This is a genomic window from Hyphomonas sp. UBA3195, assembly GCF_002366485.1.
In the GTDB taxonomy this organism is placed as follows: Bacteria; Pseudomonadota; Alphaproteobacteria; order Caulobacterales; family Hyphomonadaceae; genus Hyphomonas.
The window spans coordinates 37,872-52,420 of record NZ_DEXB01000005.1 but is presented as its reverse complement, the minus strand read 5'-3'; the positions used below and the strand labels follow the sequence as shown (position 1 = coordinate 52,420).

Genomic DNA, 14,549 nt, shown 5'->3' with positions numbered 1-14,549 from the left:
AGTTTTTCGAGGGAAAATCCGGGACGCTTTGCAGTCGGGCCGGAAGAAAAGTGCGGGCATGCTGGCAGCACGCCGGGTTTGGCGACATTCGTCATCTGTTTTTACTCCTATCCTCACAGATAGGCTGGGCACCGTTGGGGGCGCCTGGCCCGCCGCGTCTGTCTCACATTTCTATGGGACGCGCAAATGACATTATTGCGTCTGGTGTAGCGGGGTGCTTCACTTCGGCTCATGACCCTCACCATTCACCGCCTGTCGGGCACTCTGGGTGCCGAAATCCATGGAGCAAACCTGCTCGCTGGGCTGTCCAATGCCGATTTCGATGAGATCCATCAGGCTTTCCTGGATCACAAGGTGATTGTTCTGCGCGGCCAGCATGGCCTGTCGCCAGACCAGCAGAAGGATTTTGCCCGCCGCTTCGGCACGCTGAACATTCACCCTTACGTGAAGGGCATGGATGACCATCCGGAACTGATGGAGATCATCAAGGAGCCGGACGAGAAAACCAATTTCGGTGGCGGCTGGCATTCCGACATGAGCTTCCTTGAGGAGCCAGCACTCGGCTCGGTCCTGCACGCCATCGACGTGCCGCCCTATGGTGGGGACACATTATTCGCAGACCAGCAGGCCGCCTATGATCGGCTGTCCGATGGGCTGAAGGCCACGCTGCAAGGCATGACCGCCATCCATACGGCCAGCAAGGAATACGGCGCGGATGGCTATTCCGCTGCCGTGCGCCAGTCGATGGACGCCAAAGCCGCGCCCGATGCGCCGGAATACGAACACGCCGTCATCCGCACGCATCCCGAGACGGGCCGCAAGGGCCTGTTCATCAACCCCGCTTTCACGCTGCGCTTTGCGGGCTGGAGCCGGAAGGAAAGCCGGCCGCTGCTCAACTATCTGTTCGACCTGTCACGGGAAGAGCGCAATACGTGCCGCGTGCGCTGGCAGGAGGGCGACGTCACCATGTGGGACAATCGCTGTGTCTGGCATTATGCGCTGAATGATTATCACGGCCATCGCCGCCACATGCGCCGGGCGACGATCAATGGTGACAAGCCGCGCTAGGCGAGGTTGCTGAGCACGCCCCAGGCGATCAGGGCCTGACCGCCATAATAGAGAAACCAGAGCGCGATAGAGGGCAGGGCGGGTTTCGGCGCGTCCGCTGGCCTGACAAATAATTGAAACGACAGGATCACATCTGACGCGATGAACATGAGCGCGCCCAGCAGGACAAGAAGATAAGCGGGCTCGAGCCTCAGGGTGGCAGCGCCCATCATCAGGATGATGCCGCCATATCCGATCACCGGCAGACGCATGCCCTTTGTGACCCACGGCGCCAGCCAGCGAATGAAAACGACCCCGCAGGCGATCAAGCCAATCTGTGCTGCGAGGATCAACAGGGTCCGGTCGGCCTGGGGCAGCGCCCAGAACAGGGCGATATAGGCGACATGCGCGGCAAAGAACGCGCCCATGCCAGGCAGAAGGAATTTGTCATTTTCGTCGGCCTCAAGGAAGAAATCACCAAGAGAACTGAGGGCCAGCCCGGCCACCAGCAGGACTGGGCCTCCCAGCAAATATGCCCACAGCGCCAGCAGGGCGGTGGAGCCGGTTTTCACGATCAGCTTGAGCAGGCTGTGCGGTCGCCAGCAGAAGGCCGTGCCGTACAGGACGCCGAGGACCATCGATGTGAGCAGGACGCCAGTTGGAAGTGTCACCGGATCAGTCTGCGCGCTTGACTGGTTCCGGCAGGCGGAGCAGGCGTCGTGCCATTCCGCGATGCACGTCTTTCACATGCATGCCGACAATACCTAGTGCCGTGGCCAGCACGGTTGCGTCATCTGTAAAACCGAGCCCGGCCAGGAAATCCGGCAGCAAGTCAATTGGCATTACGAAATAGGCGCCGGCGGCAAACAGAACGCCTTTTGCCTTGAGTGGCGTGTCAGGATCGCGCGCGGCGAAATAAGCTGCCGCAAGGTCATCCGCGAACGGTATCTTTCCGGCAACGCGCAGCAGCTTGGGCACGAGCCCTCTCGTATTGCGTTCAAGGCGCTCGACCGATTGCGGTGTGAACCGTCCCTCGGCGTCCTTGACCATGTTGATAATTTCCGCTGCGTCAGACATTGCGAACTCCTGTCAGCACTATAGACCAACAGTGTATCAACAAAAACAAGGGAGGGCAGCAGCCCATGGAACTGAACTCGAATATCTCTGCCGTTATTACAGGTGGCGCGTCTGGCCTTGGTGCTGCAACCGCCCGTAAGCTGGCATCGCAGGGCGTCAAAGTCGCCCTTTTTGATCTCAATGAGGAGAAGGGTGAAGCTCTCGCCAAGGAACTCGGCGGCGTTTTCTGCAAGGTGAACGTGACTGACGAAGAATCTGTGGACGCTGGCTTTGCAAAATCCCGCGCTGCCATTGGCCAGGAACGCATCCTCGTCAATTGCGCCGGTACGGGCAATGCCATCAAGACGGCCAGCCGTAATCGGGAAACAGGTGAGATCACCCATTTCCCGCTCGACAAGTTCAACATGATTATCCAGATCAACCTTGTCGGCACCTTCCGCTGCATCGCGAAGTCTGCGGCTGGCATGATGACGCTGGATCCGATCGACGGTGAGCGCGGCGCAATTGTGAACACGGCGTCTGTTGCTGCTGAAGACGGCCAGATGGGCCAGGCATCCTACTCCGCCTCCAAGGGCGGTGTTGTCGGCATGACCCTGCCAATCGCGCGCGACCTTGCTCGCGAACTGATCCGCGTCAACACGATCCTGCCGGGTATCTTCAACACCCCGTTGATGCAGGGCGCACCTGACAATGTGAAACAGGCGCTTGCCGCTTCGGTGCCAAACCCTGCTCGTCTCGGTAACCCGGACGAATATGCGTCACTCGCATGTGAGATGCTCAGCAATGGCTACTTCAATGGCGAAGACGTTCGCCTCGACGGTGCCATTCGCATGGCTCCGCGCTGATCGGCTCACGCCGTCTCAGTAACGCTTCAAAGGCCCGCTCCCGGTTCTCGGGGGCGGGCCTCTTTAATGGAAGCGGGCTACGAGGACGGAAAGGGAGCCCGGCTCCCGGTCGTCCCCTTTACTGTCCCTTGCGTTGTTTAACGCCTTCCTCGTCAGCAATTGCGCGATCTTCGTCATTGAAGATGATTTCTGCTTCCTCGCCCTTGCCATAGGCGCGGGATTTCTTGGCCAGCGCCGACATGGAGTCTCGCATTGAGCCCTGGCCCACCGCCATCGTTTTCGAGGCGGAAACACCGACGGCTTCGGCATCGTCAAAGCGGGCAAATTCTGCGCCGAGGAAGACAACTTCCCAGCCTTTTGCCTCGGCCCTGTCGAGCGCAGCTTTGGCACCATCGCGGGTAAGCTCACGAGATGAGTTCTCCAGGCCGTCCGTCATGATCACGATCACAGCCTTTTCCGGGTCGTCAGCCTCGGCCAGCGATACCATCCGGCCAATTGCGTCGAACAGGGGCGTCATCCCCCGCGGATTGGCTTCCTCATTGGTAACATCCGTCCAGTCTTCGGCGCCAACTTTCTCGCGCAAGACATCAAACTGCATGCTCTCCTGAAAATCGAAGATGGCCAGCGTCACATCGGTTTTGATGTCGCTACCTTCGATTTCCCCTTCATCGGCCTCGCCAACGCTCGCAGCATACGCATTCACGGATGTGAGGGCTTCATCCCAGATGCTGCTCATTGAGCCTGTTCGGTCGAGCAGGATATAGGAATGCACCGCCCCCGGATCATCGTCCGGCTCCGGTGCGGGTATCTTGGCGGAGGCTGGCCCCATCAGGGCGATGGCGGCTGCGCCGGCGGCGAGTGTTGTGATGAGCTTTTTCATGCGTGCGTCCCTGTCCAGAAATCTACATCGGGCCACCCGGCCTGATGCATGTTAATCTCCGGGCGAAATCGGGCACACATGTGGCATTAACGCGTTGTTAGAAAGGAAATCGGGTGCGAACGACTGTCCGCACCCGGTGAATATGAGCAGCTGTTCATATTGGCTGCTATAGGCGTAGGATTTCCGAGCTGGAAGTTTAGGCGAACTGGGGCGCGATTTTCAGATTCCGCACCCACCCGATCTTTTCCATGACCAGAAGGATCGTGCCATTATAGTCGACAATCCGGTTCCAGACGCCGCGACGCGGACGGTGCAGCGCGCTGATTGGTTCATCATGGTGATGGTCATGGAAGGCTTCGCCGCCTGTCAACAGCGCCATCATATGGTCAGCCCAGATTGGGGTTTTCAGATGGCCCAGCACGTTGATGCCATAAACCGTGGCATGGAACTGAATGGCGCGGCCAATCACAACCGACGCATGGATCAGCGCAGTTAGCAGCAATGAGCCACCAGCGGCCCAGACGATCAGATAGATCGCGGCCGGGATCACGAGATGAACGACGAGGCTGATCTCATTATAGAAACGGTCCATCCACACTACAGCTGGCTGGTTCTTCAACCACATTGCCAGAGGGCGCTGAGTGTCGCGGTGATCACGCCAAAGGATCCAGCCGACCCAGGCCCAGCGCTTGGACTCGAACGGATTGTGCGGATCGCCCGGCTTGTCTGAAAAGCGATGGTGCTGGGAGTGATAGTTCACCCAGTCCTTCACATTGCCCTGCATGGCAATCACGAGATTGATCATGGTCACGATCTGGCCGGGCATTGCCAGTTCGCCTGCGCGATGCTGAAGGATGCGGTGAAGCGGCCCGATGCCGGCATTACAAACGAAGATCGATGCGCCGATCACGGCGATGGCTAGCGGAACGTACCACCAATGGAAGGTCAATTGGCTCAGGGCAACGCCAAGCACGATCATGGTGATGAACAGCGCCAGGCCGAGTGCCGGATAGCCGAAGGCTGAAAAGAAGCTCGCATAATTGAAATTCTTCCACGTCTTGGGAATGGCGAGCGAACGCGGCAGCGTCATTGAGTGTCCTCCTGAGAGCCTCACATCCTGTGGGCCTTGATTTTCCTGAGTGTCCAGCGGACTGAATTAATACAGACTTAAGGCCTCAAAGCTGTTGTCGTAAAGATGGAACCGCATTGTTGACGGGCTTGTGACCGAAACGTGCGGTGCAGGGGTGACGAACTGGCTCCTAACCCGCTAGAACACGTCAGGAACATGTGCCGGACTGGTATGGGAGGCGCTGCATGGCAGACGATCGTCGCCAATTTGATCTGCAACGCCTTCGGGACCTGGGACTGGATCTGGATTCCAGTCAGGATGAAGCTGAACTCAAAAGTACATGCCCCCTGACCCCGGACTGTATCGAGGCCGGCGATAATAGTCTGACGCTGAACCAGCTGACCGAAAAGTTCCATTGCGCCAATTGTGGTCAATCGGGCTCTTTCCGGGAGCTTGTTCGCGCGCTTGAAAGCGGCGAGCTGGCCCAGGAAGCCCGGGCGCCCGCCATCATGGATGCTGAATTCTCAGAAGCGCCGATCCGGGCAACCCACGCGGTCGTTCGCGCCGAGCCGAGAGTGATGCAATTGGGGGAGGGGCAGCGGGTCCGGTCCGACGCCGAAATACGACTGGAGCGCAAACAAGCCCGCAAGGCGGCGCGTCAGGGTCGTCACACAGGCGAGAAGATCATCATCACATTGCTGGCCCTCGTCTTCCTCGGGGCAGGCCTCGCGGCAGCGGGCCTCTCCGGTTTTGCAAACTATCAAGCCTTTTCCAAATCCGTGGCCGACCCGCTTCAGTCGGGCGTCTGGGGATGGACCGGCGTGATCGCGGCGATCATTTCATTCGGTGGCTTCACTTTCTTCTATTGGCATTCGGCCAACCACCGAATGAAAGAGGGGGTTCGTGCCTTGCTGTTCGCCCTTGCTGGAGGGGGCACTTCTATCGTCGGCACGCAAATGTACATCGCCGCCAACAATCAGGCCGCCGAGGCAGAGCTTGTCCGGGCTGGTTCAAACCGGGACGTGCTCGCCACACAGATCGCTGACTGGCGGCGCCAGTTGGAAGGCATCCCTCCAGAAACCCGATCAGTCGATGGATTGGAGGCCTATATAGAAGAGGTCGAGCGGGTCGAACGAACGCACCAGAAGCCCTACCGAGACGCACAGAATGAACTCGGACTGGCGCGCCGCCGTGACGACCTGCTGGCGCGAATTGAGACCGCAAATGCGGAACTCCTGGGCACGGGCTCGGGAGACATTCTCGTTGAAGCGCAGACCCGTACATCGATTCCCGGCTGGTTTTTCGCGCTCATGCTTGAACTTTTTTCCAGTCAGGGCACGTCGATTGGTCTGGTCGCGCTTCTGATCCTGTATGGCAGGTCGCAAGTAAACGCCGAACCTGAAAGCGTTAACCAAGACATTTCCTGAAAAATGAACTCTTCTGCGTGTCACGCATAGAACTATTGAAGCAACGACATGGTGCTTCTCCATCTGAACTAAACCGGCACAGAATGTGCCGGTTTTTTTCTGTCTTGCGGAGCATTTACTACGTTTCTGGCCTGCGACTTGCGAAAGCTGGTCGTACCGGCGCTCTTCATTCTATTGCATGACGTTCAGAGCAAAGGTGCAGTTGTTACGCAGCGTGATCTGGTGCTTGAGAGCGAAATCTCTGTTTACCATGATACGCGTCCACGGGTTAGAGTAAGTCCATGAATCTGTTCTTCAGGTTTCTTCGTATTTTCCTTCCGGCTTTCTTCACGAAAAAGCGGACCGGACTGATGGATGTTCACACAGTCCGCTCCTCCGTCTGGATAGGCGACCAGGACCCGTTGGGTCACATGACCAATTCGCGCTATTCCTCGTTCACCGATCTCGGCACGATGAACTATATGGGCCGTACCGGTGCGCTGATGACGTATCGCAAGCGCGGCTGGAGTCCGATCATCCAGCACGAGTCCATCACCTTCTATCGGATGATGAAATTCCCTCAGAAATTCGAACTGACGACGCAACTGGTTGGGTGGGCTGACTGCTATATTTGTTTCCGTCATCAGTTTCACAGCAAGGGCAAGCTGATTGCGGAGAGCCGCATGGTGGCGCGGCTGGTGGGGCGAGGTCGGAAAAAGGTGGACACGCAAATGGCGCTCGAAGCGATGGGGCTCAACCTCGAAAGCCCGCAGCTGAGCCAGCGCTATCTTGACGCGATCGCAGACTTGCAGGCGAAAGACGCTGCGCGGAACGCGGAAAGAAGCACCTAACGATCAAACGAAAAGGCGTTCGGGAGCAGATCTGCCATCTTCCACTCTTTCAGGGCGGTCCCGTCCGCTGCTACCGCGTAGACGATGCAGTCCGGATCACACAATTCGGCAATACGCTGGCGGCAGCCACCGCATGGCGAAAGGTCTCCGTCCCCGCCTATTACCAGCACGTGCGAGCAAGTCTTTCCGCCCGAAACCACCATGGCACCCAGGGCGACCGCTTCAGCGCACGTTCCTAATGGATAGGCCGCATTCTCGACATTGCAGCCCGCGAAAATCCTGCCCTGTTCATCCAAGACGGCGGCGCCAACCTTGAATTTGGAATAGGGAGCGTGGGCCTGTTCACGCGCGGCGCTCGCGGCAGCTTGAAGTCGGTCAATCAGGGAAGGGGACGGGTCGGTCACGCAGGTATCCTCTGGCCAAGTGCGGGCTTCCTGCTTAGGCATTGTCGCCTGTCTTGTCACTTGATTGCCGAATCCTGCGAAGCGCCATGTCCCGTATTCCCCTGATAATTGATTGTGATCCCGGTGTGGATGACGCCGTCATGTTAATGATGGCGCTGGCCAGTTCAGATCTGGACATACGTGCCATCACGACCGTTGCCGGCAACGTGCCGCTTCATCTGACCAGCCGGAATGCGCGCATGATGTGCGACTTGATGGACCGCAGGGAGGTCCCCGTATATGCCGGGTGCCCGCGTCCGATGGTGCGCACGCCGGTCACTGCGGAGGATTTCCATGGTGAAAGCGGGATTGCCGGGCTTGAACCGTTTGCGCCGGAAACGCCGCTGGCCGAAGCGCATGCCGTCAACGCGCTGATCGACATGCTTCGCGCCGCCGGGCCGAAGGGCCTGTCGATCGTGATGACAGGGCCGATGACCAATCTCGCGACAGCGCTGATCATGGCGCCGGATATTGCGGAGAGTATTGACCAACTGGTCCTTATGGGCGGCGCTGACAGCGAGGGCGGCAATATCACGCCCTTTGCCGAGTTCAATGTCTTTGCAGACCCCCATGCGGCGGCTGTTGTTCTGGGGAGCGAGACGTCAGCCACAATACTCTCTCTGGATGTGACGCATCAGGTCCGGGCGCTCGACTCCCATCTGGCTCCCTTCCGCACACTGGAGGGCGACCGGCCGCGCATCATGGTGCAGCTGCTGGAAGCGGCGAATGCCCTGGAACAGAAATGGAAGGGCAAGCGCACGCCGATGCATGATCCCTCCACAATCGCATTCCTGCTTGCACCGCACCTGTTCGAGGGCCGAAGGGCTGACGTGACGGTTGAAACAGAATCGGGCGCGCGTTTCGGACAGACCCGGCCGTCCAAACTGGAAACGGGTCGCCATACCTGGATCACCAAGGCGGATGCCGCGGGCTTCTTTTTGTTGGTGAAGGATTTGCTGGAGACATCATGATCACGATTGTTGGATCTATCAATCTCGATATCGTCGCGACGGGTGCGAGTTTGCCTCAGCCGGGGGAAACGGTGACGGGTGCCACGCTTGCCCGCCATCCCGGCGGCAAAGGCGCGAACCAGGCTTTGGCGGCGCGCCGTCTGGGCGCGGATGTCCGTCTGGTGGGGGCTGTCGGCGCGGACGATATGGCAGAGGAAGCATTGAAGCTGTTGCAGGCCGGCAGCGTGGACCTGTCTGGAGTCCAACACGTGAATGGGGAAACAACGGGCGTCGCGCTGATCGCGGTGTCTGCCGATGGCGAGAACCAGATAGTGGTCTGCCCCGGCGCGAATGCCGTGTTGCGCCCTGCTGATGTCGAATTCGTCGAGATTGAACACATGATGGGGGTTCTGGAAGTCAGCGCAGAGACGTTGCTTGCAGCAGCGCGCAAGGCCACCGGATTCGTAAGCTTGAACCTTGCTCCGGCCATGGTCGTGCCCGACGCATTGCTAGCTGAAGCGGACCTGATCAGCGTGAACGAGACCGAAGCGGCCTTTTATGGCGGGGCGTTACACCAGTTGGATGCGTATGTTGCGATCTCGCTTGGCGGTGACGGGGCAACGCTCTGGAAAGATGGCAAGCAGATCGCTCAGGCGTTACCCCCGAAAGTGAACGTGGTCGACACGGTCGGAGCCGGGGACACGTTCACCGCGGCGCTGACCGTGGCCCTGATCGAGGGCCAGTCTCCTCAGAAGGCGCTGGAGTTCGCGGTGGCTGCGGGCGCTGTTGCGTGTACGAAGCCCGGCGCGCAGCCGAGTTTGCCGAAGCGTGTCGATCTCGATCCATATCTCTGATTGGCGGGCGCAGGCGTCTTCATGCAATTGACGCATGGCCGCGCTAGGGCTTTCTGGAATTAGGTTTTGATGGTTGGAGGTTTCCCCATGTTTCGATTGATTGCCAGCGCGCTCGCGGTGACGGCGCTCGCCCTTCCGGCCTCAGCCTGGGGCAAGACCGGCCACCGCATCGTGGGGGAGGTCGCGACGACCTATCTTAGCGAACCCGCTGCAACAGCTATCGAAGACATTCTCGGACCCGAAGGTCTTGCCGAAGCATCCGACTGGCCAGACTATATGCGTTCCAATCCAGACTCCTTCTGGCGCTCGGAAGCCAATCCCTGGCATTATGTCACGATCCCTGAAGGGCAGACCTATGCGGATGTGACACCGCCCGCGAACGGAGACGCCATCACGGCGCTTGCAAGTTTTCGGGCCACCGTGCTCGATCCTGCCGCGTCTCTTGAGGAGCGCCAACTGGCGCTTCGGTTCATTGTGCACCTTGTCGGGGACCTCCAGCAGCCGCTCCATGCCGGCAACGGGACCGACCGGGGCGGGAACTGGGTCGATGTCGTCTTCTTCGAGGAAATGTCGAATTTGCACGAGGTCTGGGACGAGAAGCTCATTCAGTATGAAGAGCTCTCCTACACCGAATGGGCCAATTGGCTGGTTCAGAAAATCACGCCGGCTGACCTGGGCGAGTGGGGCGCGGCCACGCCCGGACAATGGGCCGATGAGAGCGCCGCCATTCGCGACACGATCTATCCGGAATCGGAAATCCTGTCCTACGACTACGCCTATATGGCGCGGCCAATCCTGAACCAGCAGATGAGCAAGGGCGGTGTGCGCCTTGCGGCCTATCTGAACGCGATGTTCGAGCCGGTCCCGGAGACCGAATAGGGGTCAGGCGCTCGCGCGATTGATGCGGCGGCGCTGGACACTGGACGGGATGTTGAGGCTTTCGCGATACTTCGCGACGGTGCGGCGGGCGATATCCACGCCATAGCCTGTCAGAATTTCGACGATCTGGTCGTCCGACAGCACATCATCAGGCTTCTCGTTCTCAATGAGATTCTTGATCCGATGGCGGACTGCCTCGGCTGAATGTGCTTCGCCGCCACCTGTTGCAGGGATTGAGGCGGAGAAGAAGTATTTCAGTTCAAACAGGCCGCGTGGGGTCGACATGTACTTGTTCGTCGTCACGCGACTGACCGTGGATTCATGCATCTCGATCGCGTCTGCGACCTGCTTCAGATTCAACGGTCGCAAATGTGCGACGCCATGCGCGAAGAACGCGTCCTGCTGGCGGACGATTTCACTGGCGACTTTCAGGATGGTGCGGGCGCGCTGGTCTAGCGACTTGATCAGCCATGTGGCCGATGCGGCGCATTCGGAGATGAATTCCTTTTCCTTGTCGCGCATCGGCAAGGCCGTCACTTCGGCATAATAGGCCTTGTCCATCAGGACACGCGGAAGGTTTTCCGAATTCAGCTCAACGGCAAACATGCCGTTGGGCATTTCGCGCACATAAACGTCTGGTGTCACCGCGACCGATGCATCGCCGGCAAAGCTGGAACCCGGCTTCGGTGACAGCTGGCGCAGCTCCGTCATCATGTCGAGCAGATCTTCCTTGTCGACACCGCAGATATCCGCAAGGCCTTTCAGGTCATGCTTGGCAACGAGTTGGAGATTCTTGACCATGGCTTCCATGGCCGGATCATATCGACCCCGCTCCTTCAGTTGCAGGCCCAGGCATTCCGGTATCGAGCGCGCCATGACGCCCGTCGGATCAAAGCCCTGGCATACACCCAATACGGCCTCGACATTCGCGATGTCAGCGCCGAGCGCCGTGGCGACTTCCTCCAGATCGGCGCGCAGATATCCCGTATCGTCGGTTTCGTCGATCAGGCGGGCCGCGATCAGTCGATCGGCCGCTGAAAGGCCAGCCAGGTTCAGCTGCGTGTGCAAATGTTCGTGAAGGGATATTTCGGAGCTTATATTTGCGGTATAATCGAAGTCCTCCCCGGATCCGCCGCCGCTGCTGGCGGTGGACCAGTCCGTCGTTGCCGATGGTCCGGAATTTCCGGCTGGCATCGCCGCATCTGAACCTGTGCCCGGTTCATAGACGTCTTCACCCGGTGCATCGAGTTGCTCGCGGGCCGCGCCGAGGCCAGATGTGTCATCCAGCGAAAGTTGTTCGCGATTTTCCGTTCTCGGGGCGTCGCTTTCCGCGGCACCCTCTTCTTCGGCCTTGTTGAGCAGGGGATTGCGTTCAATCTCCGCTTCGACGAATTCCGACAGTTCGTGGTTTGACAGTTGCAACAGCTTGATCGCCTGCTGAAGCTGTGGCGTCATTACCAGGGATTGACCCTGGCGCATGTCGAGTGACTGTTTCATTCCCAAGCCCGCGCCTTTTTCCTAAGCGGCGAACTGCTCACCCAGATAGACCCTGCGTACATCCTCGTTGGTGAGCACGTCTTGCGGCGTCCCATCAAACAGGACTTCACCTTCATACATTACATAGGCCTTGTCGACGATCTGCAAGGTTTCGCGCACTTGGTGGTCCGTGATCAGAACACCCAGGCCGCGCTGCTTGAGATAGCGGACAAGATCGGAAATGTCGGAAATGGCGAGCGGGTCGATACCGGTGAACGGTTCATCCAGTAGCATGAAGCTTGGACGCGATGCGAGCGCACGGGCAATTTCCACCCGGCGGCGTTCGCCCCCGGATAGCGACGTGGCTGCCTGGCCACGAAGATGTTCCACATGCAATTCGCTGAGCAGGCTATCGACCTGTGCCATACGCTTTGCCCGGTCTTTTTCGACCAGTTCCGCGACGGCCATCACATTTTCTTCCACCGTCATGCCCCGAAAGATCGAGGCTTCCTGTGGAAGATAGCCCACGCCAAGGCGCGCGCGCTGGTACATGGGTAAACGGGTCACGTCTTCGCCATCGATGGAAATCGATCCGGAATCCGCGCCGATCAGGCCCATGATCATGTAAAAGCAGGTCGTCTTGCCGGCCCCATTGGGTCCAAGCAGGCCGACAATTTCCCCACGTTGAAGGCTCAGAGACACATCCCGCACGACCTGTCGCTTGCCAAAAGACTTGGCAATGCTGTTTACGACAAGGCCTTCGGCCGAATCCGTCATCTTTTCTGAATTCCCTCAATCTACTGGGATATTGCCACCCGGAAACAGGCTTAACCTTACATACTTAAGATCGGCTTCACGTGCGCGCCAAAATTTTTTCAGTTTCCTGACTGATTGTCCGGATCAATCACCATTCGGGTGCGTCCGTCACCTCCGTCCAGCGTTGTCCGGCGATTGCCGATCTCGACCCGTAATACGGCGCCTTCGGCCACGTCGCGCTCGCGCAACAGGGCCACATTCCCGGTCATGGTAATGATATCGCTGGCCGCATCATATACGCCGCGATCGCCCTTGGCCTTCATATCTGCTGTGATGTAGAAGACATTGCCCTCGGCGATCATTGTCTTGACCTGGCCGAAACCGCCGCCGACGCTGGTGGATTGCGTCGTGCCAGCCGACTTTTCCGCAAAGATCATGGTCACCGTATCCGCGCGCAAGCGGGCATCGCCCTGCTGGATATCGACATTGCCGATCAGCAGCACCTTGCGCTCGCGCTCCAGACTCTCGGTACGTTCCGAATTGATGTAGATCGGGCCGCCTTCAGAAGAGATCTGCGCGGCGGCCGGCATTGCGAAGGCTGCCAGAGCGGTCAGCGAAACAAGAATTCTATTGAGAGCCATCTGTCTCACCTTCAATCGTTTCATTTGTGTCTTCCGGGGCAGGGTAGAGCACCGTTTTGACATTGCCTTTGCAGATGACGCGGTTGCCATCTTCCAGAACTTCATACGAGTCACAGCTGATATCGCCAAGAGGCCCTCTGCCTTGCAATGGCGAAAGACCTTCGACGCGCCCCTCATCGACGAACACGCGCGCGCCAGATGTCATGAAGGTGAATCCATTGGCATCCGCGATGCGGACATCCTCATACAGTTCCAGAATTCCGGCATCACGGTCATACATCCCCGATGGTGCGCGGATTTCGCTTCCAGTCTGGTCCAACAGAACAGGATTGACGAGATCGACCAGTGTACCGGTGGTTTGGCGCCGTCGCGCCGCATCTGCCGTGATGTTGAAGCTCTGCCCGACCGAATCCCGACCTGAAAAACGCGGATTGAGCATGGTGACGGTTTCACCCTGCGCCACCTGGACAGGTGTCGCATCCTTCGCGATAGCGCTGCGCACAATATATCCAAGAAACAAGCCAATCGAGATGGCCGCGCAAGCCGAAAAGGCGAGGCGTAACAGGCGCACGCCTTGAGACCGCTTGCGGGCCTGGTCCAGCGTCAATTGGCGCCGCGGAGCCCATAATGATGCCGGATCGTGATGCTTGACGGCGTCCATGGATACGCGGTTGCCTGTTTTCTTAACTACAGTAATCGTTTAGCGGCCCATGCTCCGAAACAAAAGCGGCGAAGGCATGACGACTATGTCAGCTATGCGCAAAAATGTCGGTTTCTGCCCAGCCGGACAAGTCGAGCGTCGCGCGAATTGGCAGGAATGCAAAACAGGCCTCGGCCAGTTCCAGCCGGCCTTCGCGCTTCAGCATGGCTTCCAGCCCGTCCTTGATCTTGTGCAGGTAAAGCACGTCAGAGGCGGCATACTGGAGTTGCGCGTCGGTCAGTTCGGCTGAGCCCCAGTCTGAGCTTTGCTGGGCCTTGGACATGTCAGCGCCTGCGATTTCGCGTGCGACGTCCTTCAGGCCATGGCGATCCGTATAGGTACGCGCCAGCTTCGAGGCGATCTTGGTGCACCAGATCGGCGCGCAATCGATGCCCATCCAGCGTTTCATCATCGATACGTCAAACCGCGCGAAATGGAACAGTTTGAGCACTTTCGGGTCGGTCAGGACTTTTTTGAGGTTCGGGCAGTTATAGTCCCGGTCCAGCTGTACCAGGTGGGCCGTGCCATCCCCGGACGAAAGTTGGACGAGCGTGAGATTGTCGCGCAACAGGTTCAGGCCCATTGCCTCGGTATCCACCGCCACAACAGGGCCAAAGTCGATACCAGCGGGCAGGTCGCCCTTGTGAAGAGTAATGCCGTTCATGCCGAGGCTCT

At 58.7% G+C, this 14,549-nt stretch carries 17 protein-coding genes; 7 read left to right on the top strand and 10 right to left on the bottom strand.

The annotated features are described in order from the left end of the window. The first annotated feature begins 231 nt into the window (after nt 1-231). A complete protein-coding gene (locus tag B2344_RS02355; RefSeq protein WP_290482784.1) occupies nt 232-1,068 on the top strand; it encodes a TauD/TfdA dioxygenase family protein in 837 nt (278 codons plus the stop codon). On the opposite strand, the gene B2344_RS02350 is transcribed toward B2344_RS02355, so the two are convergent. Together B2344_RS02350 and B2344_RS02345 are read right to left on the bottom strand one after the other, a co-directional pair. Continuing rightward, on the bottom strand, nt 1,065-1,718 hold the full coding sequence (locus B2344_RS02350; protein ID WP_290484591.1) for a lysoplasmalogenase: 654 nt from the start codon (nt 1,716-1,718) through the stop codon (nt 1,065-1,067). The genes B2344_RS02355 and B2344_RS02350 overlap by 4 nt on opposite strands. A 4-nt stretch (nt 1,719-1,722) precedes the next feature. Then, on the bottom strand, nt 1,723-2,124 hold the full coding sequence (locus B2344_RS02345; protein ID WP_206992088.1) for a YkvA family protein: 402 nt from the start codon (nt 2,122-2,124) through the stop codon (nt 1,723-1,725). 65 nt (nt 2,125-2,189) lie between these two features. Between B2344_RS02345 and B2344_RS02340 the strand changes: the two genes are divergently transcribed. Then, the gene (locus tag B2344_RS02340) at nt 2,190-2,969 is read left to right on the top strand and encodes an SDR family NAD(P)-dependent oxidoreductase (RefSeq protein ID WP_034817023.1); all 780 of its coding nucleotides are present in this window, start codon (nt 2,190-2,192) and stop codon (nt 2,967-2,969) included. A 118-nt stretch (nt 2,970-3,087) separates the two neighbouring features. Here the strand turns inward: B2344_RS02340 and B2344_RS02335 are convergent, their stop codons facing one another. Together B2344_RS02335 and B2344_RS02330 are read right to left on the bottom strand one after the other, a co-directional pair. Then, nucleotides 3,088-3,849: a vWA domain-containing protein gene (locus tag B2344_RS02335; RefSeq protein WP_206992089.1), complete on the bottom strand. Its 762-nt coding sequence runs from the start codon at nt 3,847-3,849 to the stop codon at nt 3,088-3,090. 196 nt (nt 3,850-4,045) lie between these two features. Next, nucleotides 4,046-4,939 carry an acyl-CoA desaturase gene (locus B2344_RS02330; RefSeq protein WP_290480535.1) on the bottom strand — a complete coding sequence of 298 codons (894 nt, stop codon included), beginning with the start codon at nt 4,937-4,939 and terminating at the stop codon, nt 4,046-4,048. 224 nt (nt 4,940-5,163) lie between these two features. Here B2344_RS02330 and B2344_RS02325 point away from each other — a divergent pair, with 224 nt between their 5' ends. Together B2344_RS02325 and B2344_RS02320 are read left to right on the top strand one after the other, a co-directional pair. Further along, complete coding sequence (locus B2344_RS02325) at nt 5,164-6,345, top strand: hypothetical protein (protein WP_290484590.1); 1,182 nt, start codon at nt 5,164-5,166, stop codon at nt 6,343-6,345. A 281-nt stretch (nt 6,346-6,626) separates the two neighbouring features. Then, nucleotides 6,627-7,175, top strand: coding sequence for a thioesterase family protein (locus B2344_RS02320; protein WP_051608016.1), 549 nt, complete (start codon nt 6,627-6,629; stop codon nt 7,173-7,175). Here B2344_RS02320 and cdd read toward each other — a convergent pair. Beyond that, entirely contained in the window at nt 7,172-7,579 is a 408-nt protein-coding gene (cdd, locus tag B2344_RS02315; RefSeq protein WP_290484589.1) for a cytidine deaminase, read from the bottom strand. The two genes, B2344_RS02320 and cdd, sit on opposite strands and share 4 nt — an antisense overlap. An 86-nt stretch (nt 7,580-7,665) precedes the next feature. On the opposite strand from cdd, the gene B2344_RS02310 reads away from it, so the two are divergent. The 3 genes from B2344_RS02310 to B2344_RS02300 all read left to right on the top strand — a co-directional run bounded on the left by B2344_RS02310 (nt 7,666) and on the right by B2344_RS02300 (nt 10,301). Then, the gene (locus B2344_RS02310; RefSeq protein WP_034817030.1) at nt 7,666-8,589 is read left to right on the top strand and encodes a nucleoside hydrolase; all 924 of its coding nucleotides are present in this window, start codon (nt 7,666-7,668) and stop codon (nt 8,587-8,589) included. Then, complete coding sequence (locus tag B2344_RS02305) at nt 8,586-9,422, top strand: ribokinase (protein ID WP_290484588.1); 837 nt, start codon at nt 8,586-8,588, stop codon at nt 9,420-9,422. Before B2344_RS02310 ends, B2344_RS02305 begins: the two co-directional genes overlap by 4 nt. Nucleotides 9,423-9,509: 87 nt before the next feature. Next, nucleotides 9,510-10,301, top strand: a complete 792-nt coding sequence (locus B2344_RS02300; protein ID WP_290482467.1) for a S1/P1 nuclease — start codon at nt 9,510-9,512, stop codon at nt 10,299-10,301. A 3-nt stretch (nt 10,302-10,304) separates the two neighbouring features. Here B2344_RS02300 and rpoN read toward each other — a convergent pair whose 3' ends face one another. The 5 genes from rpoN to B2344_RS02275 all read right to left on the bottom strand — a co-directional run bounded on the left by rpoN (nt 10,305) and on the right by B2344_RS02275 (nt 14,538). Continuing rightward, on the bottom strand, nt 10,305-11,798 hold the full coding sequence (rpoN, locus tag B2344_RS02295) for an RNA polymerase factor sigma-54 (RefSeq protein ID WP_290484587.1): 1,494 nt from the start codon (nt 11,796-11,798) through the stop codon (nt 10,305-10,307). 21 nt (nt 11,799-11,819) lie between these two features. Continuing rightward, nucleotides 11,820-12,554, bottom strand: coding sequence for an LPS export ABC transporter ATP-binding protein (lptB, locus tag B2344_RS02290; protein ID WP_034817035.1), 735 nt, complete (start codon nt 12,552-12,554; stop codon nt 11,820-11,822). Nucleotides 12,555-12,652: 98 nt separating this feature from the next. Beyond that, on the bottom strand, nt 12,653-13,174 hold the full coding sequence (locus tag B2344_RS02285; protein WP_290484586.1) for an LptA/OstA family protein: 522 nt from the start codon (nt 13,172-13,174) through the stop codon (nt 12,653-12,655). Next, nucleotides 13,161-13,835 (bottom strand): LPS export ABC transporter periplasmic protein LptC, encoded by a 675-nt coding sequence (gene lptC, locus B2344_RS02280; protein WP_051608018.1) that lies wholly within the window; start codon nt 13,833-13,835, stop codon nt 13,161-13,163. The genes B2344_RS02285 and lptC overlap by 14 nt, the downstream gene beginning before the upstream one ends. Nucleotides 13,836-13,923: 88 nt before the next feature. Further along, nucleotides 13,924-14,538 carry a ribonuclease D gene (locus B2344_RS02275; RefSeq protein WP_206992096.1) on the bottom strand — a complete coding sequence of 205 codons (615 nt, stop codon included), beginning with the start codon at nt 14,536-14,538 and terminating at the stop codon, nt 13,924-13,926. Nucleotides 14,539-14,549: the final 11 nt, after the last annotated feature.

Bases quoted from the DNA above. Each gene is read 5' to 3' on its own strand.
- lptB (WP_034817035.1), bottom strand. From the start codon at position 12,554: ATGACGGATTCGGCCGAAGGCCTTGTCGTAAACAGCATTGCCAAGTCT.
- B2344_RS02310 (WP_034817030.1), top strand. From the start codon at position 7,666: ATGTCCCGTATTCCCCTGATAATTGATTGTGATCCCGGTGTGGATGAC.
- B2344_RS02330 (WP_290480535.1), bottom strand. From the start codon at position 4,939: ATGACGCTGCCGCGTTCGCTCGCCATTCCCAAGACGTGGAAGAATTTC.
- B2344_RS02285 (WP_290484586.1), bottom strand. From the start codon at position 13,174: ATGGCTCTCAATAGAATTCTTGTTTCGCTGACCGCTCTGGCAGCCTTC.
- B2344_RS02300 (WP_290482467.1), top strand. From the start codon at position 9,510: ATGTTTCGATTGATTGCCAGCGCGCTCGCGGTGACGGCGCTCGCCCTT.
- B2344_RS02340 (WP_034817023.1), top strand. From the start codon at position 2,190: ATGGAACTGAACTCGAATATCTCTGCCGTTATTACAGGTGGCGCGTCT.
- B2344_RS02320 (WP_051608016.1), top strand. From the start codon at position 6,627: ATGAATCTGTTCTTCAGGTTTCTTCGTATTTTCCTTCCGGCTTTCTTC.
- lptC (WP_051608018.1), bottom strand. From the start codon at position 13,835: ATGGACGCCGTCAAGCATCACGATCCGGCATCATTATGGGCTCCGCGG.
- B2344_RS02305 (WP_290484588.1), top strand. From the start codon at position 8,586: ATGATCACGATTGTTGGATCTATCAATCTCGATATCGTCGCGACGGGT.
- B2344_RS02325 (WP_290484590.1), top strand. From the start codon at position 5,164: ATGGCAGACGATCGTCGCCAATTTGATCTGCAACGCCTTCGGGACCTG.
- B2344_RS02345 (WP_206992088.1), bottom strand. From the start codon at position 2,124: ATGTCTGACGCAGCGGAAATTATCAACATGGTCAAGGACGCCGAGGGA.
- rpoN (WP_290484587.1), bottom strand. From the start codon at position 11,798: ATGAAACAGTCACTCGACATGCGCCAGGGTCAATCCCTGGTAATGACG.
- B2344_RS02275 (WP_206992096.1), bottom strand. From the start codon at position 14,538: ATGAACGGCATTACTCTTCACAAGGGCGACCTGCCCGCTGGTATCGAC.
- B2344_RS02355 (WP_290482784.1), top strand. From the start codon at position 232: ATGACCCTCACCATTCACCGCCTGTCGGGCACTCTGGGTGCCGAAATC.
- B2344_RS02335 (WP_206992089.1), bottom strand. From the start codon at position 3,849: ATGAAAAAGCTCATCACAACACTCGCCGCCGGCGCAGCCGCCATCGCC.